General features: G+C 37.8%; 18 protein-coding genes. 12 read left to right on the top strand and 6 right to left on the bottom strand.

Annotation, left to right across the window (positions count from 1 at the left end; translation table 11 throughout):
- Window positions 1-24 precede the first annotated feature (24 nt).
- Complete coding sequence (locus P9211_RS06825; RefSeq protein ID WP_041391184.1) at window positions 25-774, top strand: class I SAM-dependent methyltransferase; 750 nt, start codon at window positions 25-27, stop codon at window positions 772-774.
- Here the strand turns inward: P9211_RS06825 and rpmA are convergent.
- Entirely contained in the window at window positions 771-1037 is a 267-nt protein-coding gene (gene rpmA / locus P9211_RS06820; RefSeq protein ID WP_012195951.1) for a 50S ribosomal protein L27, read from the bottom strand. The two genes, P9211_RS06825 and rpmA, sit on opposite strands and share 4 nt — an antisense overlap.
- Window positions 1038-1043: 6 nt before the next feature.
- The gene (gene rplU / locus P9211_RS06815) at window positions 1044-1556 is read right to left on the bottom strand and encodes a 50S ribosomal protein L21 (protein WP_012195950.1); all 513 of its coding nucleotides are present in this window, start codon (window positions 1554-1556) and stop codon (window positions 1044-1046) included.
- 184 nt (window positions 1557-1740) lie between these two features.
- Between rplU and kaiB the strand changes: the two genes are divergently transcribed.
- Window positions 1741-2085, top strand: coding sequence for a circadian clock protein KaiB (gene kaiB, locus P9211_RS06810; protein WP_012195949.1), 345 nt, complete (start codon window positions 1741-1743; stop codon window positions 2083-2085).
- 114 nt (window positions 2086-2199) lie between these two features.
- On the top strand, window positions 2200-3705 hold the full coding sequence (gene kaiC / locus P9211_RS06805) for a circadian clock protein KaiC (RefSeq protein ID WP_086934913.1): 1506 nt from the start codon (window positions 2200-2202) through the stop codon (window positions 3703-3705).
- A gap of 9 nt (window positions 3706-3714) precedes the next feature.
- Here the strand turns inward: kaiC and P9211_RS06800 are convergent, their stop codons facing one another.
- Complete coding sequence (locus P9211_RS06800) at window positions 3715-5775, bottom strand: HAMP domain-containing sensor histidine kinase (RefSeq protein WP_012195947.1); 2061 nt, start codon at window positions 5773-5775, stop codon at window positions 3715-3717.
- Window positions 5775-7115 (bottom strand): phosphoribosylamine--glycine ligase, encoded by a 1341-nt coding sequence (purD, locus tag P9211_RS06795; protein WP_012195946.1) that lies wholly within the window; start codon window positions 7113-7115, stop codon window positions 5775-5777. Before purD ends, P9211_RS06800 begins: the two co-directional genes overlap by 1 nt.
- A gap of 226 nt (window positions 7116-7341) precedes the next feature.
- Here purD and purC point away from each other — a divergent pair, with 226 nt between their 5' ends.
- From purC to P9211_RS06755, 8 genes are all read left to right on the top strand, one after another.
- The gene (gene purC / locus P9211_RS06790; RefSeq protein ID WP_012195945.1) at window positions 7342-8073 is read left to right on the top strand and encodes a phosphoribosylaminoimidazolesuccinocarboxamide synthase; all 732 of its coding nucleotides are present in this window, start codon (window positions 7342-7344) and stop codon (window positions 8071-8073) included.
- 61 nt (window positions 8074-8134) lie between these two features.
- Window positions 8135-10366: a BamA/TamA family outer membrane protein gene (locus P9211_RS06785; protein WP_012195944.1), complete on the top strand. Its 2232-nt coding sequence runs from the start codon at window positions 8135-8137 to the stop codon at window positions 10364-10366.
- Entirely contained in the window at window positions 10366-11232 is an 867-nt protein-coding gene (lpxC, locus tag P9211_RS06780) for a UDP-3-O-acyl-N-acetylglucosamine deacetylase (protein WP_012195943.1), read from the top strand. The genes P9211_RS06785 and lpxC overlap by 1 nt, the downstream gene beginning before the upstream one ends.
- A 40-nt stretch (window positions 11233-11272) precedes the next feature.
- Window positions 11273-11680 carry a 3-hydroxyacyl-ACP dehydratase FabZ gene (gene fabZ, locus P9211_RS06775; RefSeq protein ID WP_012195942.1) on the top strand — a complete coding sequence of 136 codons (408 nt, stop codon included), beginning with the start codon at window positions 11273-11275 and terminating at the stop codon, window positions 11678-11680.
- A 4-nt stretch (window positions 11681-11684) separates the two neighbouring features.
- Window positions 11685-12536 (top strand): acyl-ACP--UDP-N-acetylglucosamine O-acyltransferase, encoded by an 852-nt coding sequence (gene lpxA / locus P9211_RS06770; RefSeq protein WP_012195941.1) that lies wholly within the window; start codon window positions 11685-11687, stop codon window positions 12534-12536.
- Window positions 12537-12538: 2 nt separating this feature from the next.
- Window positions 12539-13711: a lipid-A-disaccharide synthase gene (gene lpxB, locus P9211_RS06765; RefSeq protein WP_012195940.1), complete on the top strand. Its 1173-nt coding sequence runs from the start codon at window positions 12539-12541 to the stop codon at window positions 13709-13711.
- Window positions 13711-14346, top strand: a complete 636-nt coding sequence (gene msrA, locus P9211_RS06760) for a peptide-methionine (S)-S-oxide reductase MsrA (RefSeq protein WP_012195939.1) — start codon at window positions 13711-13713, stop codon at window positions 14344-14346. Before lpxB ends, msrA begins: the two co-directional genes overlap by 1 nt.
- A gap of 127 nt (window positions 14347-14473) precedes the next feature.
- Window positions 14474-14689: a hypothetical protein gene (locus P9211_RS06755; RefSeq protein ID WP_041391179.1), complete on the top strand. Its 216-nt coding sequence runs from the start codon at window positions 14474-14476 to the stop codon at window positions 14687-14689.
- A 32-nt stretch (window positions 14690-14721) separates the two neighbouring features.
- On the opposite strand, the gene P9211_RS06750 is transcribed toward P9211_RS06755, so the two are convergent.
- Complete coding sequence (locus tag P9211_RS06750; RefSeq protein ID WP_012195938.1) at window positions 14722-16203, bottom strand: leucyl aminopeptidase; 1482 nt, start codon at window positions 16201-16203, stop codon at window positions 14722-14724.
- Window positions 16204-16242: 39 nt separating this feature from the next.
- Window positions 16243-16845, bottom strand: coding sequence for a GIY-YIG nuclease family protein (locus P9211_RS06745; protein WP_012195937.1), 603 nt, complete (start codon window positions 16843-16845; stop codon window positions 16243-16245).
- A gap of 294 nt (window positions 16846-17139) precedes the next feature.
- Between P9211_RS06745 and P9211_RS06740 the strand changes: the two genes are divergently transcribed.
- On the top strand, window positions 17140-17466 hold the full coding sequence (locus tag P9211_RS06740) for a DUF1825 family protein (protein ID WP_012195936.1): 327 nt from the start codon (window positions 17140-17142) through the stop codon (window positions 17464-17466).
- The last annotated feature ends 24 nt before the right edge of the window (window positions 17467-17490 follow it).

The raw sequence follows: 17490 nt of genomic DNA, 5'->3' as shown, positions 1-17490 counted from the left end.
TAGTGAATTAAATGAATCCTAGGCATGAATAGGTTCAATATCCATTTGGAGGAATTCCTAAGCAATGGTTTTCAGCTTAAATCCCATTTGGCTGAATATTTGGGGAAAACAGATGAGGAATTAGAAAAAGATTTATCATCGGGAATAAAAGAAATGGCTTCCTTACACCCAGGAAGCTTAAAGAATGATGATCTAATTGGTTTCTATGAATCTAAGGTTGGTACTGCACACCTTTTTGAGTTGGCTGCGTGGCATTTAGCGAGTTCAGATTATATAGCTGACACCTTGAGACTCCAGAGTATGTTTGCTAATGGCCAGGTATTAGATTTTGGTGGAGGTATAGGTACTCATTCTATTGCTGCAGCTGCTTTGCCATCAGTTGAGCATGTATTCTTTGTGGACCTTAACCCAGATAATAGGAACTTTGTTCAGTACCGAGCCAAGCAACTTGGATTGAGTGAAAGATTATCTGTTCATAGAGATCTAGAAGGCACAGGTGAAATCCAATTTGACACCGTTATATGTCTTGATGTGTTAGAACATCTTGCAGATCCTTCGAGTCAGCTTTTATCTTTTTTAGATAGACTATCTGCTGATTCAATAGCGTTGTTGAATTGGTACTTTTTCAAAGGCCATCAGGGCGAATATCCATTTCATATAGATGATGAAGCAATAGTGAATAAATTCTTTTTGACATTGCAGACAAATTTTATTGAAGTATTTCATCCATTTTTGATTACTACTCGTGCTTATAAGCCGATAAGCCTTAATTAACTCGTTAAAGCAACGCTTATTCTTTTGCGATTCTTAAGCCCTCTTCGAATAGTTTCGAAAGTGACAATTCCATCAGTTAAGGCAAAAAGGGTATCATCCTTGCCTTTGCCAACATTGATACCTGGCAAGACTGAAGTACCTCTTTGACGTATGAGTATTGAACCAGCGGTTACAGGTTCACCTCCATAAGCCTTGACTCCAAGGCGTTTAGAGTTGGAATCTCTACCATTTCTTGTAGAGCCAGTACCTTTTTTATGTGCCATTGATAGCTAGGTGGTTGCAGTACCTTTTGTTTTTGGTGTCTTTACTTTACTTGGTTCTTTGGCTTTATTGACTGTTTTTGAACCTTTAGCTTCTTTTTTTGTTTGAACTTTAGGAGCAGCAACCTTTCCCTTAGTAGCTGAGACTTTGTTTGCAGCTGTCTTTATTGATTGGACCATTACTCTTGTGAGTTCTTGCCGATGTCCATTCTTTCTGCGGGTTTTTTTCTTAGGGCGCATCTTATAAACAATTATTTTGGGTCCTCTTCTATGGGCTATTACTTTGACTTCAACCTTTGCGCCATCTATGTATGGCTTCCCTAGGGTTATACCTTTTTCATCATTTAATAAAAGGACTTTATCTAGAGTAATTATTTCATCAATATCAGCGTTGATTCGATCTAATTCATAGTAGCGGTTTGCTTCTAGCCAGAACTGCGAACCTGAAGTCTCAACTATCGCATAATTGCTTGAGGAAGATGAGGTGGTGGATTTATCAGTGGTTTTTTTACTAGAAGTCATTAATCTGAAGACGTGAGTAGGCTCGGTTTTTGGTCCATTGTGAAACTAATCTCACTTTATGGTGATGCCGATTAGGCCAGCTGCACAATCTAAAAACAGATTTTTATTTTCACTGCTCAGGGTGTATTTAGTCAAGATATCCTCAGCATATTTTTAAGGAATAGTTTATTCAGGAACTTTAAAAATGAGTCCAAGGAAAACCTACATACTTAAGCTTTATGTGGCCGGCAATACACCAAATTCAATGCGAGCATTGAAAACACTCCATGAAATCTTAGAAAATGAATTTAAGGGGGTATATGCCTTGAAGGTGATTGATATTTTGAAAAGCCCTCAACTAGCAGAAGAGGATAAAATATTAGCGACTCCAACCTTGACCAAAATTCTCCCCCCCCCTGTCCGGCGTATTATTGGAGATCTATCAGACAGAGAAAGAGTACTTATTGGGCTTGATTTGCTTTATGAAGAATTGTCTGGGAATGAATTTTTATCATCTATTGCCAGTCCCAATTCAGATGAGGATAATTAAAGAATAGATCTTTAATTATTACTGTTGATTTTCTCCCTAATGAAAGACTAGGCCTTAGCTTTTATTTAAATACTTGTTTTCATGCAATTTGCTAACAATTTATCTTCCCTCAAAATGAATTTACAGAAGCTGCCAACAGGTATTGAAGGCTTTGACGATGTATGTCAAGGAGGCTTGCCTATAGGCAGAAGTACTTTAGTTAGCGGAACTTCCGGAACTGGGAAAACAGTTTTATCTTTGCAATATTTACATCATGGCATTTGTAATTTTGATGAACCTGGTATTTTTGTTACCTTTGAGGAATCTCCATTAGATATCATTAGGAATGCAGCAAGCTTTGGTTGGAATCTTCAAGATTTAATTGATCAGAATAAACTGTTTATTCTGGATGCATCTCCTGATCCTGATGGTCAAGATGTTGCAGGTAACTTTGACTTATCTGGCCTAATAGAAAGGATTACTTATGCAATAAAAAAATATAAAGCAAAGAGGGTTGCTATTGATTCAATGACAGCAGTTTTCCAGCAATACGATGCAATTTATGTGGTTAGACGTGAGATTTTTAGATTAATAGCAAGACTTAAAGAAATAGGTGTGACAACAATTATGACAACTGAACGAGTTGATGAATATGGACCTATTGCTAGGTATGGAGTTGAAGAATTTGTATCAGACAATGTAGTGATTTTAAGGAACGTTTTAGATTCTGAAAGAAGGCGAAGAACTGTTGAAATACTTAAACTAAGAGGGACTACACATATGAAAGGTGAATTCCCTTTCACTATGAGTAGTCAAGGTATTAGTGTATTCCCCTTGGGTGCTATGAGGTTAACTCAACGCTCTTCTAATGTGCGGATTAGTTCGGGTGTCCCTGATTTAGATGAAATGTGCGGAGGAGGTTATTTTCAAGACTCAATTATTCTTGCTACTGGAGCAACTGGGACTGGTAAGACAATGCTGGTTTCTAAATTTATTGAAGATGCATATAACAATAAACAAAGAGCAATTCTTTTTGCTTATGAAGAATCACGAGCACAACTTCTTAGAAACGCAACAAGTTGGGGTATTGACTTTGAAGAGATGGAAAGAGATGGATTGTTGAAAATTATTTGTGCATATCCTGAATCAACTGGTCTTGAAGATCATCTACAGATAATTAAAACTCAAATCAGTCAATTTAAACCCTCTAGAATGGCTATAGACTCTCTTTCTGCATTGGCTCGTGGCGTAAGTTTGAATGCATTTAGGCAGTTTGTAATAGGAGTTACTGGATATGCAAAGCAGGAAGAGATTGCCGGCTTTTTTACAAATACTGCAGAGGAATTTATGGGGAGTCATTCTATAACTGACTCACATATATCAACAATTACTGATACAATTTTACTTCTTCAATATGTAGAGATTAGAGGGGAGATGGCTAGGGCTGTAAATGTATTTAAGATGCGTGGTTCTTGGCATGATAAAAGGATTAGAGAGTTTAACATAACTAGTGATGGACCTGAGATAAAGGACTCTTTTAGTAACTTTGAGCAAATCTTTAGCGGAGCCCCTCATCGGATAAATAGTGATGAATCAATCCCAGGTGTTTTTAAAACTATTGAAGTAAAAGATAAACAATAAATTCATATCTTAATTTAATTCTTCCTCCAGGCTTTTTTCCCATTCACGAGCTTTCTTTTCTGATTCAATTAATAGTTCATCCTCATCACTTTCGGAAAGCGGAAGATCAAACCAAAAAGTTGTTCCTATTTCGGGCTCACTTGCCATTCGGATTTGGCTGCCATGCTTTCCTAGGATGCCTTTAACTATCGATAACCCAAGACCAGTCCCAGCTTCAGTATGGACAGAATTTTCTACTCGATAGAATCTCTCAAAGATTTTCAGTTGATCTTCTCTCGATATACCGCAGCCTGTATCCGATATTTCAACACGAACTCTTGGGAGGGGTGAAATCACATCACAGCAGGGGGCATCATTAGATTTATTCTTAAAAGAAGTTATACATATGTCTGGCCATGTATAGGCTCTGATCATTAACTTTCCGCTACGTCTACTAAATTTCAGTGCGTTACCTACCAAGTTGTCTAATACTTGTAAAAGCATATCCCAGTTTCCAAGGATTGAAGGTAAATTTTCTTCAATTTCATGACAGAGATCTACTTTCTTGTCTTCGGCGTTTAATTTATAATTTCGAAGAGTTTGTTCTATCCCAGGATCGATATTTAGCTTTTCAAATTTAACCTTTGGGCTTGTTTCAAGTTTTGATAGATCTAGTACATCATTTACTAATCGAGTTAATCTGTCTGTTTCCGAATTCGCAATACCAAGGAACTCTATCTTTTCTTCTTCGGTAAGTTTATCATTGAGATCATGTAGCGTCTCAACGTAGCTCTTGATATTAAATAATGGTGTTCTTAATTCATGAGATACATTGCTAATAAAACGACTTTGAGCAGCATTAAGTTCTACCTCTCTGGTTAAATCCTGGATGGTTACTGCAACACCTTTTAGATTTGAACCAGTAGAGTCTCGAACTGATTGCATTACAATTCTTAGAGTCCTTGAAGGTTCATCGATGTTACATCTAAGGTCATAGTTTTCTAAAACATTATTTCTAATAGAAACTAGAGTTGGTTGTAAATCATTAGCAATTATTTCTGGTAATTCATCAATTAGTTCCTGCCCTTCAAGATTACGCCCTTCCCAACGAAAAAATCTTCTTGCAGTAGCATTAACCAATACTATCCTACCCTCTTGGTCTAGTAATATTGCACCATCTGCCATAGTTGCAATAAGAGATTGCTGTTTAACTTGGGCTGATTTTAACTCTTCAATATTTGCAGCATCATAGTCTTCAAGTTGTGAAGCCATAGCATTAAATCCATTCAAGAGTTCGCCTAGTTCTCCTCTCATAGGAAGATCAATTCGAGATTTAAAATTTCCTTGCGCTATTTCCTTAACACCAACAAGAAGTTCTCTTACTGGACGTGTAATTGTTAGTGCATTAAATACTGAGCCAATGATGACAAGTATCCATATTGATATAAATACAGCAATAGTGATTTCTCTAGTAAGCGAAGCACTCTCAAGTGCAGTCTTATTAGGTGTTACTCCTAATGCAAGGTTGCCTACATATTTACCTTTAAAAAGAAGTGCAACAAATACATCAGTAACTTGACCTTGAGGGGTTAGGTGCTGTCTAACTAAAGGGAACTGCGGCGTTTTCTTAAGTTCATTTGGTAGCTTAAGCTTTCTTGTTAGTTGAAGGTCATTGTTAGTATTGTCTGGGGTAGCACTAATGGGTATGCCTAATTGAACAGTACCCTCTGGATCAGTGAAAAATATATATCTAATATTTCTACTTGATCTCCAGAATTTTTCGGCAACATTAAATAACTCTCTATCTTGCCCTTTTGCTACTAATTCCGTTACATTTCCCGAAAGTAGAAGACCTAAATCTCTTGCATATCTAGTGTCATTCATACCAGCATCACGCTGGATACTACTTAATGCAAAAAATGTGATGCCTGTCATTAATAGACTGACAACTAAAGTTGCAATTGCTAGTAACTTAGAGCGTAAACTGAATTCCCCCCACCAACTACTTACCTCCCCCCAAAAACCATTCACGGCATTTTGCTGATTCACTTGATTTTTTTCGATAATGGTTTGAGATTCTGTACTTTCCATTAAAGAGAATTTTCGGGAAGAAAAGAACTTTTTCTTATTTGATGGCCAATATCATTTCGGTAATGCATTCCTTTGAATTTAATTTTACTCAACTCTTTATATGCGAGGTTAAATGCCTCGTCAAAGTTATTCCCTTGAGCAACAACTGATAGTACTCTTCCACCTGAAGTTAATAATTCTCCAGATTCAATTTTTTTAGTACCAGCCTGAAAGATCTGAAATAATGGGTTTGATATAACCTCAATATTTATGATGTCACCTTTCTTAGGAGCTTCTGGGTACCCAGCGGAGGATGCAACTATACAAACGCTACAAAGATCATTGACAGTTAGCTTAGGAGCTTTTCTGAGACAGCCCATTGCACAAGCTTGAAGAATATGAGCAAATTCTGGTCCCATTAATGGCATCAAAGCCTGGCATTCTGGGTCCCCAAATCGACAATTGAATTCAATAACTTTTGGTCCTTGAGTAGTAATCATTAGACCTACATATATAACTCCTCGATAATCGATATTATTACTTTTAAGAGCTTTTAAAGTTGGATCAAGAATTTTTTCTTGTACTTCCTCTAATTGTTGTTTGCTAAGAATATTTGCGGGTGCATAAGAACCCATGCCTCCTGTATTTGGACCTTGATCTTTATCAAGTAGGCGTTTGTGGTCTTGTGCTGTTGGTAAGACTAAAAGCTCTTCTCCATCACATAGTGCAAAAACAGAGACTTCTGGACCTTCAAGGCATTCTTCGAGTAAGACAGTTTCTCCTGCAGTACCAAACTTACCCTCGAAGATATTATTTATTGCATTTAAAGCTTCTTCCTTGGATTTACATACCGTCACCCCTTTCCCTGAAGCAAGCCCATCGGCCTTGATAACTAAGGATTGCTCAAAATTTTTGAGTAATCCTATTGCTTGTTCTTTTGAGTTTGCAGACCAATAAAGCGCAGTTGGAATGCCAGCTTCAATCATTAATTTCTTGGCCCAATCTTTACTGGCTTCTATTTGGGCCCCATCAGCACCAGGGCCAAATACCAACAATCCTGCTTTTCGAAGTTTGTCAGCCAAACCTGAAGCAAGAGGGGCTTCTGGTCCTATCACTACTAATTGAATCTCTCTAGACTGGCAAAAACTAATTAATGCTTCAACATTTGAGGTATCAATACTGAGGCAATGGCAGCGATGATGATCCTCTGTACCCCCATTGCCTGGAGCAACAAATACTTCGCAGATTCCTTCACATTTGCTTAGCGCCCATGCCAATGAATTTTCGCGCCCACCATTACCAACTACAAGGACTCTTTGGAATGAAGGCAGAGAATCATTGCTTGTGTTTGTAGCTTTCATCGATTAGAAAATGATCTGTTTACAGGTATGGCTGTGGATGAATTGAATAAATGGAATAGGACTTTATGCTTCTATTGATTCTGATGCATCTTCTAGGGCAATGTGGGCTTAACAGCTTTCGTTAATTATTTCTTCTTAGTCTTTAGAAATTTTTGGCATTGCTTTATTAGAACTTCGTTTTTAAGGCCCCTTTCTGCGAGTCTCCACCAAACCTAATTTATTTTTAATGAAAAAACAGCCAGGTTCATTTTTATTTGATGGCAAGGCCAAAACAATTTTCACAACGGATAAACCTTATGAGTTACTGGTTCACTTTAAAAATGATGCCACAGCTTTTAATGCCCTTAAGCATGCTGAATTAGAGGGTAAAGGCAAATTAAATTGTCAAATATCTGCTTCCCTTTTTCAGCTACTTGAAAAAGAAGGTGTGCCGACACATTTTCTTGGGGTTCAAGACGAAACTTGGATGCTGGTTCAAAAAGTTGATGTGATCCCATTGGAAATCGTTGTTAGAAATATTGCGTGCGGCTCTTTGTGTAAAGAGACACCATTGGAAAGAGGGGAAAAATTGTCCTCACCATTACTGGATTTTTATTACAAGGATGACCAGTTGGGAGATCCTCTCTTAACAGATGCAAGATTGAATTTATTGGGCTTGACAACCTCTGGACAAAGATTGGAAATTCAAAGTATTGCTTTCAAAGTTAATAATATTCTGAAGAATTTTTTTCAAAAGATAGATCTTTTGTTGGTAGATTTCAAATTGGAAATGGGACTTAATAACGCAGGTGAATTATTGGTAGCAGATGAGATTAGCCCTGATAGCTGCAGGCTTTGGGATCAACGAAGTGATGACCCTGAACAAAGAATTTTAGATAAAGATAGGTTTCGCCAGGACCTTGGTGGGGTTGTGGAAGCCTACGGGGAGATTCTTAAACGTATACAAGGGAATCCTTAAAAGATACTTTCACAGATAATGTCTGCACTGTATAAAGCTCTTAGATCTGGTCTAAGAATCCATGACCCGAAAACCTACAGTCAAGTCGATTCAAGTTTTAAGGCGAGGTGCATGTCTTTTGGCATTGGCTTTGCCTCTCGTAGGAGGTTCTGCTAGTTCAGATTCATCCAATGAAAAAGATAATTTAAAGAAATCATTTTCTGATTTGCATTCTTTTGAGATAGCCGAGTCCAAAGAAGGTGATGCAACTAGCGATTCGGATGACTCAGAACCTTTGGTTCAAATTTCTGAAGTAGTAATTAAGGGGCTTGAAGGACATCCATCTCAGAAAAGATTGGAATATGCTGCTTACGATGCAATGAGTATTAGACCTGGCAGTAAAGTTACCAGATCAGAAGTAAAGAATGATCTTAATTCAATCTATTCAACTGGTTGGTTTTCAGGTGTAGCAATAGACCCAATTAATACTCCTTTGGGAGTACAACTTTTGGTTAGAGTTGAGCCAAACCCCTCACTAACAAAAATCGAGATTAATCCAGAAGGGACAAAACTTACTCAAGAAGTAATTGATAATATTTTTAATTTTGATTATGGAAAAACATTGAATTTAAATGTACTCCAATTAAGGATGAAAAGTTTAAAAGATTGGTATAATAAAAAAGGTTATTCATTGGCAAGAATTTTAGGCCCAAATAGAGTAACTGCTGATGGAACTGTGCAATTAAAAGTTATAGAGGGTACCGTACAATCAGTAAAGATTGAGTTTCTTGACCAGGAAGGTAATACAGTAAGAGAGAATGGGAAGCCTGTTAAAGGTAAAACAAGAAATTGGGTTATTGAAAGGGAGCTTTTGACTAAGCCTGGTTCAGTATTTAATAGAGAGGTCTTAGAATCTGATATAAAAAGATTGTATGGAACATCTCTATTTAGTGATCTAAAAGTAACACTTAATCCAGTGGCTGGAGACCCAGGGAAAGTAATTATTGTCTTAGGGATCACTGAACAGAGAACAGGTTCTTTAACTGGTGGCCTTGGATATAGTGGTGCTCAAGGTGCATTTGGTTCTATAGGACTTCAAGAGTCAAATTTATTGGGTAGATCTTGGACTGCAGATTGGAACTTTACTTATGGAGAGTATGGAGCTCTGGTAAAACTTTCATTGACTGATCCTTGGATAAAGGGAGATAAATTTAGAACTACATTCAGAACATCAGTTTTCATTAGTAGGGAAGTCCCTCAAGAATTTAGGAGTGATGATAGTGGCAAATTTGAAGGAGTAAAAGATTATTACCAAGCACCAGGTTCAGCTGGATCTGCAACTGTTTATGATATTGGTACTGCTCATGGAGGCGGTGTTGGGGGACCTTTTAGTTCTATTGCCACTGCAAAAGCAAGTGATTCCACTATAAGTTGGTTTGATTATGCTGGAGATTCAATTATTCTTCAGAAGACTGGAGGAGGTTTTTCTTTTTCTAGACCATTAAATGGAGGCGACCCTTTTAAAAAAGCTGAATGGAATGTTTTGGCAGGAATGAATTTCCAAAAAGTAGAGCCAATAGACTATGCTTCTAATAAAAGACCTTATGGGGTAGTAGATAATAAATACACTTCCTCTAATACATCAACTAATGATGATGTTATTTGTGTAGCTTTTAATTGTGCGACAGAAAATACACTCGTTAGTGTAAGAACTGCAGTGAATAGAAATAAATTAAATGACTCAAGGAATCCTACTTCTGGAAATTTATTTAGTCTATCTACAGAGCAATTTGTTTCAGTTGGAGAGAACTCACCAACATTTAACCGATTAAAAACTAGTTATTCTTATTTCATTCCGATTGATTGGGTTAAATTACATAAGGGCTGTAGGCCTAAGGCTGGAGAAAAGTATGAATGCCCTCAAACTCTTGGCTTTCAAGTTAAAGCTGGTTCGATAGTTGGAGATTTGCCCCCATATGAGGCATTTTGTTTGGGAGGATCTAAGTCTGTACGTGGTTGGGCTGCATGTGATTTGGCAGTAAGTCGGAGTTTTGGAGAGGCCTCTGCTGAGTATCGATTCCCTATTTGGCGAATGGTTTCAGGGAGTTTCTTTGTGGATGCAGGTACTGATTTTTCAACTCAAGAAAATGTTCCCGGTAAGCCAGGAAAACTTCTTGAAAAAGAAGGTTCTGGATTTTCCCCTGGAGCTGGATTATCTTTTAATACCCCTGTAGGCCCATTAAGATTTGAAGCTGCGAGTAAAGATTTTGGTGATGATTGGAGATATAACCTTGGTTTTGGTTGGAAATTCTAGTGGAGTGGCTTCCTGAAAATTATCAAGGTGCATGGACACTTGGGCGGTCTGTCTCTCGGGAAGGTATTTGCTTGCATAGCGGAGAGCATTCCACGGTAACGCTTTCTCCATCTGTTGCTCCTGGTATTAATTTTGTTTGGGCGGGAGAAGAAGGTCTCACTGAATTAATTAATCCCAACAAAGTAGTCAGTACTCAACTGTGCACAACACTACGACTTGGCAATAAAACCCTTTCAACAGTTGAACACTTATTCGGAGCTTTAATTGGCTGTGGAGTTACTCATGTCCAAATAAAGGTATCTGGTGAAGAAATACCTTTACTAGATGGTTCTGCAATTGGTTGGGTGGAAGCCATTAAAGAAGCAGGTCTAGAGTCAGTAAAAAGTGAGCAAAGAAAAATTCTTGAGTTGAAGAAACCTTTGATAATTCATAAGGGTAGAAGTGTGATAACAGCTACTCCTGCTGACAGCTTTAGCTTAATAGGAATTATTGACTTTCCTTATCCAGCAATTGGTCAACAAAGTTTTTCAATAGATCTAACTCCAAGAAAATTTGTTGATCAAATAGCACCTGCACGAACCTTTGGATTTAAAGATCAAATCGATCAATTGAGAGAACAAGGATTAATTAAAGGAGGCAGTCTTGAGAATTCTTTGGTATGTGATGATAACTTTTGGGTAAACCCGCCATTGAGATTTCAGAATGAACCGGTCAGGCATAAGTTACTTGACTTGATTGGTGACTTGGCTTTAGTCGGCTTGCCAAAAGCGCAGGTTTTGGTTTACAGAGGATCTCATGCCCTTCACGTTGAATTGGCGGCTGCTTTTTTAAAAGATTCTTTCTCGAAACAACCTTCTTTTGACTAACTCTCCTTCTAATGATGTTTTTTTAACCAGTGAGGCAATCATGGGTCTCCTTCCCCATAGGTATCCATTTGCTCTGGTTGATCGAGTTATTGATTATCAACCCGGTAAAAGCGCAGTTGCGATAAAGAATGTCACAGTTAACGAACCGCAATTTCAAGGACATTTCCCTGGAAGGCCATTAATGCCAGGTGTTTTGATTGTTGAGGCGATGGCTCAAGTAGGAGGATTAATTGTTACTCAGATGCCAGATTTACCAAAAGGGCTTTTTGTTTTTGCGGGTATAGATGGAGTTCGTTTTCGAAGGCCAGTGGTGCCTGGAGATCAACTGACTATTGGTTGTGAATTAATCAGTATTAAAAGACAACGTTTTGGCAAAGTTAAGGGAGAAGCCAAAGTAGATGGACAGTTGGTTTGCTCTGGTGAATTGATGTTTTCTCTAGTTGATTGAGTCAATGATTGAGTCAAGTAAAACCCAAAATTTGACTATTCAAAGACCAGTTGAGGTGCATCCTTTAGCTGCAGTGGATTCAAAAGCAGAGCTTGCTAATGGAGTGATAATTGGTGCTGGTGCAGTTGTTGGCCCCGATGTTCAGATTGGTGAGAATACGCTTGTTGGACCAAATGTTGTCTTAGATGGACGATTAAAAATAGGATCATTTAACAAGATCTTCCCTGGGGCTTGCATAGGCTTGGAACCCCAAGATCTAAAATATAAGGGTGCTTCTACAGAAGTTGTTATTGGTAATAGAAATACCATTCGAGAATGTGTAACTGTTAATAGAGCTACTAACGAAGGTGAAAAGACCAAAATTGGTGATGAGAGCCTCTTAATGGCTTATACCCATATTGCGCATGGATGCGAGATAGGTAATCAAGTTATTATCTCGAATAGTGTTCAGGTCGCTGGTGAAGTCGTAATTGAGGATCAAGCAGTAATAGGAGGTTGTTTAGGAATCCATCAGTTTGTTCATATTGGATGCCTTGCAATGGTTGGAGGGATGACAAGGGTAGATAGGGATGTCCCCCCATATTGTTTGGTTGAGGGTCACCCTGGAAGGTTGAGGGGGTTAAACCGAGTAGGAATTAGGAGAAGAGGTTTGGAGACTCAAAATCCTGCAGAGTTTAAACAGTTGATTGAAGTATGGAATTTGATATTTAGATCAGGGCACGTTTATGCAACTGGATTGGAATTGGTTAAAGAAAAAGAACTTTTTCCTGCTGCTAATAAGTTGTGCAATTTTCTTGAAGCTTCCATAAAAAAAGGACGTCGTGGACCTATGCCTTTCTTAAACCCAACGAATTAACTATGCGGTTGCTTATTAGCACCGGTGAAGTGTCTGGGGATTTACAAGGAAGCTTTCTTGTAAAAGCTTTAAAGAAAGAGGCTGCTTCCAGATCAATGCCATTAGAGCTCATAGCTCTTGGAGGACCAAGGATGAAATCAGCTGGTGCAGAATTGTTAGTTAATACAGCATCGATTGGGGCAATTGGTTTTTGGGAAGCATTGCCATTTGTTATGCCTACCTTACGTGCACAAGCGATTGTTAATGAATTGTTGGTTGAACAACCACCAGATGGATTGGTCCTTATTGATTACATGGGACCAAATATTCGTCTTGGGAATAAAGTTAAGAAGGTTCTACCTGATGTTCCTATTACTTATTACATTGCTCCCCAAGAATGGGCGTGGAGATTAGGTGATGGAGGAACTACTGATTTAATAAGCTTCACAGATAAAATCTTGGCGATTTTCAAAGAAGAAGCAGAGTTTTATTCGAGCAGAGGAGGAAATGTCACTTGGGTAGGTCATCCAATGCTTGATAATTTAAAAAAGCTTCCTGACCGTGATGAAGCATGTCAAAAATTAGGAATAGAGCCTTCACAAAAAATCTTGTTGCTTTTACCCGCTTCAAGATCTCAAGAACTTAAATATGTTTTGCCAATCTTGCTTAAAGCAGCTTATTTATTACAACAATATGATCCTTCTATTTATGTGATTGCTCCGTCAGGTATGGAAAGCTTCGAAAAATCTATAGAGGATTCTCTACATAATTTTGGGGTTAATGGGAAAGTAATTCCAGCCAACAAAGCTGATGATTTAAAGTCTTGCCTTTTTGCGGCTGCTGACATAGCTTTAGCTAAATCTGGAACAATTAATATGGAATTAGCATTGCATAATGTCCCGCAAATTGTTGGTTATAGAGTTAGTAAAATCACTGCATTTATTGCTAAAAACTTACTTAAGTTTAATGTTGATCACATATCTCCAGTAAATTTACTTTTAAAAGAGAGATTGGTTCCTGAACTTGTGCAAGATATGTTTAACCCAAAGGCTATATTTGAATTAGCTGTTCCTCTGTTAGAAGATCAACAGTCTCGCATAGATATGATTAGAGGTTATAAAAGATTAAGGGAGAGTTTAGGTTCTCCTGATGTAACACAGAGAGCTGCTAAAGAGATATTAGATTTATTGACTTGATGAAACTTCCTCTATTTAAAAAGATTATTCCTCTTCTAGCAATTGCCTTCTCTTTGCTATTTAGTTCACCATATGCCGCTGTAGCATCGTTGGAAAAAGCTGTCTTAGCAGGAGGTTGCTTTTGGTGTTTAGAGCATGATTTGGAAGAATTGCCAGGAATCCTTTCTGTAGAAAGTGGATATACAGGAGGAAATCTTCAAAACCCAACTTATAAAAATCACAAAGGCCATCAAGAGGCAGTAATTGTTGAATTTGACACTAAAAAAATTGCTTTTGACAAACTCTTAAGAAGTTATTGGCGCAACATTGACCCCTTTGATTCAAGAGGCCAATTTTGCGATAGAGGTGACTCTTATAGGCCTGTAATTTTTGCTAGAGATGATTCTCAACTTAAGGAATCTATCGAAAGTTTATCTTTTGCCTCTAAAGAACTTTCTGCATCAATTGATGATATTAAAGTTGAGATTAAGAATGCAAATAAATTTTGGCAAGCAGAAGATTATCATCAGAATTTTGCAGAAAATAATAATCTCAAGTATCAATTTTATCGGTATAGCTGTGGCCGAGACAAACGGCTAAATGAAGTTTGGGGATCAACTAGTCGTAAAGATTTACCATGGAGCATAAATAATTGAATATTATAAAAACCTTAAGAATCAAGCCTAGTGTTTTAATTCTTTAGTAAAGATTTTTAGAGAAGAACACTTTCTTAGCTGTTTTAAGAAGGTACTCTTAGCCAGAAGATTTCATAATGAAAATTTTATGTATCTATTAATCCTAAAAGATGGTCATGATACTAGGTATATAGGCCCATACTCCACAACTTCTCAGGCATCTGAGGACTTGCAAAGGGTATTATCTTCTTGTTCCAATAGAGCCAGTTGGCAGATACATGCTCTTGAAGTTGTAAAGCGAAAATCTTTTGCTACAAACTCAACTACTTTCAATCAAGAGCATTGTCTTTATAAAGCTTCCTGACTTTGAATTGATTTAATAATTCTCTATTACTTTTAGGGATTGATTGATCTGCTAGCCCAATTAACTAAAGTTCTTACTCCAAACCCAGTCGCTCCTGCAGGGTTTATGCCTCTGTCTTTATCGGTCCAGCAAGTACCCGCAATATCGATATGTGCCCAAGCAATATCTTCTTTAATAAACTCTTTTAGGAAAAGAGCTGCTGTTATAGATCCACCTGCTCTTGGCCCAGTATTTTTTATATCTGCGAGCATAGATTTAAGACCTTCTTTGTATGAATCTTGCAAAGGCATTTCCCAAAGCCCCTCTCCACATGCTTCTGCTGATTCTTTGAGCTCTTTAGAAAGATGTTTGCTATTAGTCCACAAACCAGCCAATTCCTCTCCGAGGGCAATGACACATGCTCCAGTAAGCGTTGCTAAGTCAACGATTGCATCTGGCTTCAACTCGCATGCATAAGTAAGTGCATCAGCAAGAGTAAGACGTCCTTCGGCATCGGTATTATTGATTTCAATTGTTGTTCCATTTGAGGCTTTAACAATATCTCCTGGATGAACTGCAGAACCATTGATCATGTTTTCACATGTCGCGACTAAAAAATGAATCTCTACACCAGAAGGAGCTAGTTCACCTATTGCTCTAGCTGCGCCAATTACTGCTGCGCTACCACCCATGTCATATTTCATCATTTCTATTTGAGAAGCACCAACTTTTAGGTTGTAGCCGCCAGAGTCAAAAGTCAGGCCTTTCCCTACCATTGCTATACGACGCTTTATTTCCCCTTTGGCTCTATAAGTGAGGTGAATAAATTTAGGACTTAGATCTGATCCTTGCGATACGGCTAAGAAGGCTCCCATATTTTTAGCTTGGCATTCTTCCTGTCCCAGTATTTTTGCTTCAAGACCAAATTGATTAGCTATTTCTTTTGCTTGATTAGCTAATGCTGAAGGGGTCAGACTATTCGGGGGAGCTCCTACAAGTTCTCTAGCAAGCTTGACGCCTGAGCAAATAGGGACTATTTCGCTCAAGTATTTTTGCGAAGATTCAGGCAGTCCTAAAAGTTCCAGTTTGTTAGGTAATTTTTTTTGTTTGGGATCTTTTTGGAATCGATTGTCCTTGAAGAATGAAAGGATAACAGCTTCACCTACAGCTTTAGCTGCTATATCAGAATCAAAAATATCCCAAGGAAGCAATATTCCTAAAGTACCCTCTTGGCCAATAACTTTTCGACAACTTATGGCTGTGGCTTTTCTCAAATCATCTAGTACAAGTTTTTCTGCTGAACCAAGACCTATGAGAACAATTTCACGAGGTTCTTTACCTATTAATTGGAAGCTTTGAAGATCTCCTTGTTTCCCAACAAATTCCTTATCTTGGAGAGCCTTCGCGAGCGATGCTGGAGTGCAAATCTCTTTTAAAGCATTTAGTTGACTTTCCAGTGCTCCTTCTAGGAGACCAAATACCAGTATCGAACCCCTCCATCCCTCTAGACCTTTTTGAATAATCGAGATTTGCATTTGCCTGTGAATAGATTATTAGATGTTAACCAGTAATTGTTATGAATTAATTCCAGAAGTGAAAGGTGTGTTCCAGTGATCTCTTGTCTCTTTATTGAATGGTGGAATCCAGGTTTGTATTAGTTCTTGCTCTAACTGACGTCTAGATCTGGTTTCTTTAGGCACATCAGTCCAAAAGCGAATGCTCAATTGGGTCCCCAGGCTCACTTTTTGAAAGGCTTGTACATATGCATCTATATACTTTTTACAGTCGTGGTCGCCTTTCCACCTTTTCTCTGCAGAAACTGTTTCACCTATATAAAGAAGTAAGTTTGAATTAATACTTTTAGGCCGGTCCATCACTAAATAAATAGCAGGACCACGATGCATACTTTCTGGCCAGCGCCAGAAATTGATAGGTAAGGGAGTTAGTCTTAATGGATCAAGAAGAGCATTGGTAGACTCTAAATTTGAATTAAACAGATTCCCTTGCAGTTGATTTGGAGCAACTCCTTGAAATAGTTTCGATTGGTAATTGTGAACTGCTTGTTGCCAGTCTTGCAGAGTTTTTTTATTCAAAAAAAAATCTTTAGATGAATGCTTAGATTTATATAAAAAATCAGGCTCTTGAAATAACTCTCCTTGTTTTTTTAATTGCTTCATTGCCGAGCTTGCGAAGAAAGGGATGCTTTGTTCTTTTTGATTTGCTTAGTTCGACTGGGTATAAGGTGATTTCCTAATCCTGAAAATAATTTATAGGATTTAGTTGGTGAAAAGTTCTCAACGGCAATCCCTACCTGTCTCAATTCAAAACATAGTTCAAAATTGAAGGATTACAATCCAAACGATTTTTTTAGACTTTATTGTGACTTTGTCTTGGATGATTGAAGCTTATTCTTGCTGCTTCATCAATTCTTCACAAAATCAGGCAATAGCAATGGAAGTAAATCGAGAACTATGAATTTTTTTGAATCCGAGATCGTTCAGGAGGAAGCTAAGCAGCTCTTTGCTGATTATCAGAATCTGATGAAGTTGGGATCCGATTATGGGAAGTTTGATCGAGAGGGTAAAAAAATGTTTATTGGGAATATGGAGGAGCTAATGGATAGATATAAGGTTTTTATGAAACGATTTGAACTGTCGGAGGATTTCCAAGCAAAAGTGACTGTTGAGCAATTAAGAACTCAACTTGGCCAGTTTGGCATTACTCCAGAACAAATGTTTGATCAAATGAATATGACTTTGGAAAAAATGAAAGCTCAACTTGACCAGCCATCCTCCTAAGAGATGTTTATTCATCTACTATTT

This window comes from Prochlorococcus marinus str. MIT 9211, from assembly GCF_000018585.1.
In the GTDB taxonomy this organism is placed as follows: domain Bacteria; phylum Cyanobacteriota; class Cyanobacteriia; order PCC-6307; family Cyanobiaceae; genus Prochlorococcus_D; species Prochlorococcus_D marinus_B.
The sequence above is the reverse complement of the archived record's forward strand: the minus strand, read 5'-3'. Positions and strand labels throughout refer to the sequence as shown.

What these genes read in the sequence shown, in the direction of transcription:
- P9211_RS06825 (WP_041391184.1), top strand. Translation starts at nt 25, where the DNA reads ATGAATAGGTTCAATATCCATTTGGAGGAATTCCTAAGCAATGGTTTT.
- rpmA (WP_012195951.1), bottom strand. Translation starts at nt 1,037, where the DNA reads ATGGCACATAAAAAAGGTACTGGCTCTACAAGAAATGGTAGAGATTCC.
- rplU (WP_012195950.1), bottom strand. Translation starts at nt 1,556, where the DNA reads ATGACTTCTAGTAAAAAAACCACTGATAAATCCACCACCTCATCTTCC.
- kaiB (WP_012195949.1), top strand. Translation starts at nt 1,741, where the DNA reads ATGAGTCCAAGGAAAACCTACATACTTAAGCTTTATGTGGCCGGCAAT.
- kaiC (WP_086934913.1), top strand. Translation starts at nt 2,200, where the DNA reads ATGAATTTACAGAAGCTGCCAACAGGTATTGAAGGCTTTGACGATGTA.
- P9211_RS06800 (WP_012195947.1), bottom strand. Translation starts at nt 5,775, where the DNA reads ATGGAAAGTACAGAATCTCAAACCATTATCGAAAAAAATCAAGTGAAT.
- purD (WP_012195946.1), bottom strand. Translation starts at nt 7,115, where the DNA reads ATGAAAGCTACAAACACAAGCAATGATTCTCTGCCTTCATTCCAAAGA.
- purC (WP_012195945.1), top strand. Translation starts at nt 7,342, where the DNA reads ATGAAAAAACAGCCAGGTTCATTTTTATTTGATGGCAAGGCCAAAACA.
- P9211_RS06785 (WP_012195944.1), top strand. Translation starts at nt 8,135, where the DNA reads ATGACCCGAAAACCTACAGTCAAGTCGATTCAAGTTTTAAGGCGAGGT.
- fabZ (WP_012195942.1), top strand. Translation starts at nt 11,273, where the DNA reads ATGGGTCTCCTTCCCCATAGGTATCCATTTGCTCTGGTTGATCGAGTT.
- lpxA (WP_012195941.1), top strand. Translation starts at nt 11,685, where the DNA reads ATGATTGAGTCAAGTAAAACCCAAAATTTGACTATTCAAAGACCAGTT.
- lpxB (WP_012195940.1), top strand. Translation starts at nt 12,539, where the DNA reads ATGCGGTTGCTTATTAGCACCGGTGAAGTGTCTGGGGATTTACAAGGA.
- msrA (WP_012195939.1), top strand. Translation starts at nt 13,711, where the DNA reads ATGAAACTTCCTCTATTTAAAAAGATTATTCCTCTTCTAGCAATTGCC.
- P9211_RS06755 (WP_041391179.1), top strand. Translation starts at nt 14,474, where the DNA reads ATGTATCTATTAATCCTAAAAGATGGTCATGATACTAGGTATATAGGC.
- P9211_RS06750 (WP_012195938.1), bottom strand. Translation starts at nt 16,203, where the DNA reads ATGCAAATCTCGATTATTCAAAAAGGTCTAGAGGGATGGAGGGGTTCG.
- P9211_RS06745 (WP_012195937.1), bottom strand. Translation starts at nt 16,845, where the DNA reads ATGAAGCAATTAAAAAAACAAGGAGAGTTATTTCAAGAGCCTGATTTT.
- P9211_RS06740 (WP_012195936.1), top strand. Translation starts at nt 17,140, where the DNA reads ATGAATTTTTTTGAATCCGAGATCGTTCAGGAGGAAGCTAAGCAGCTC.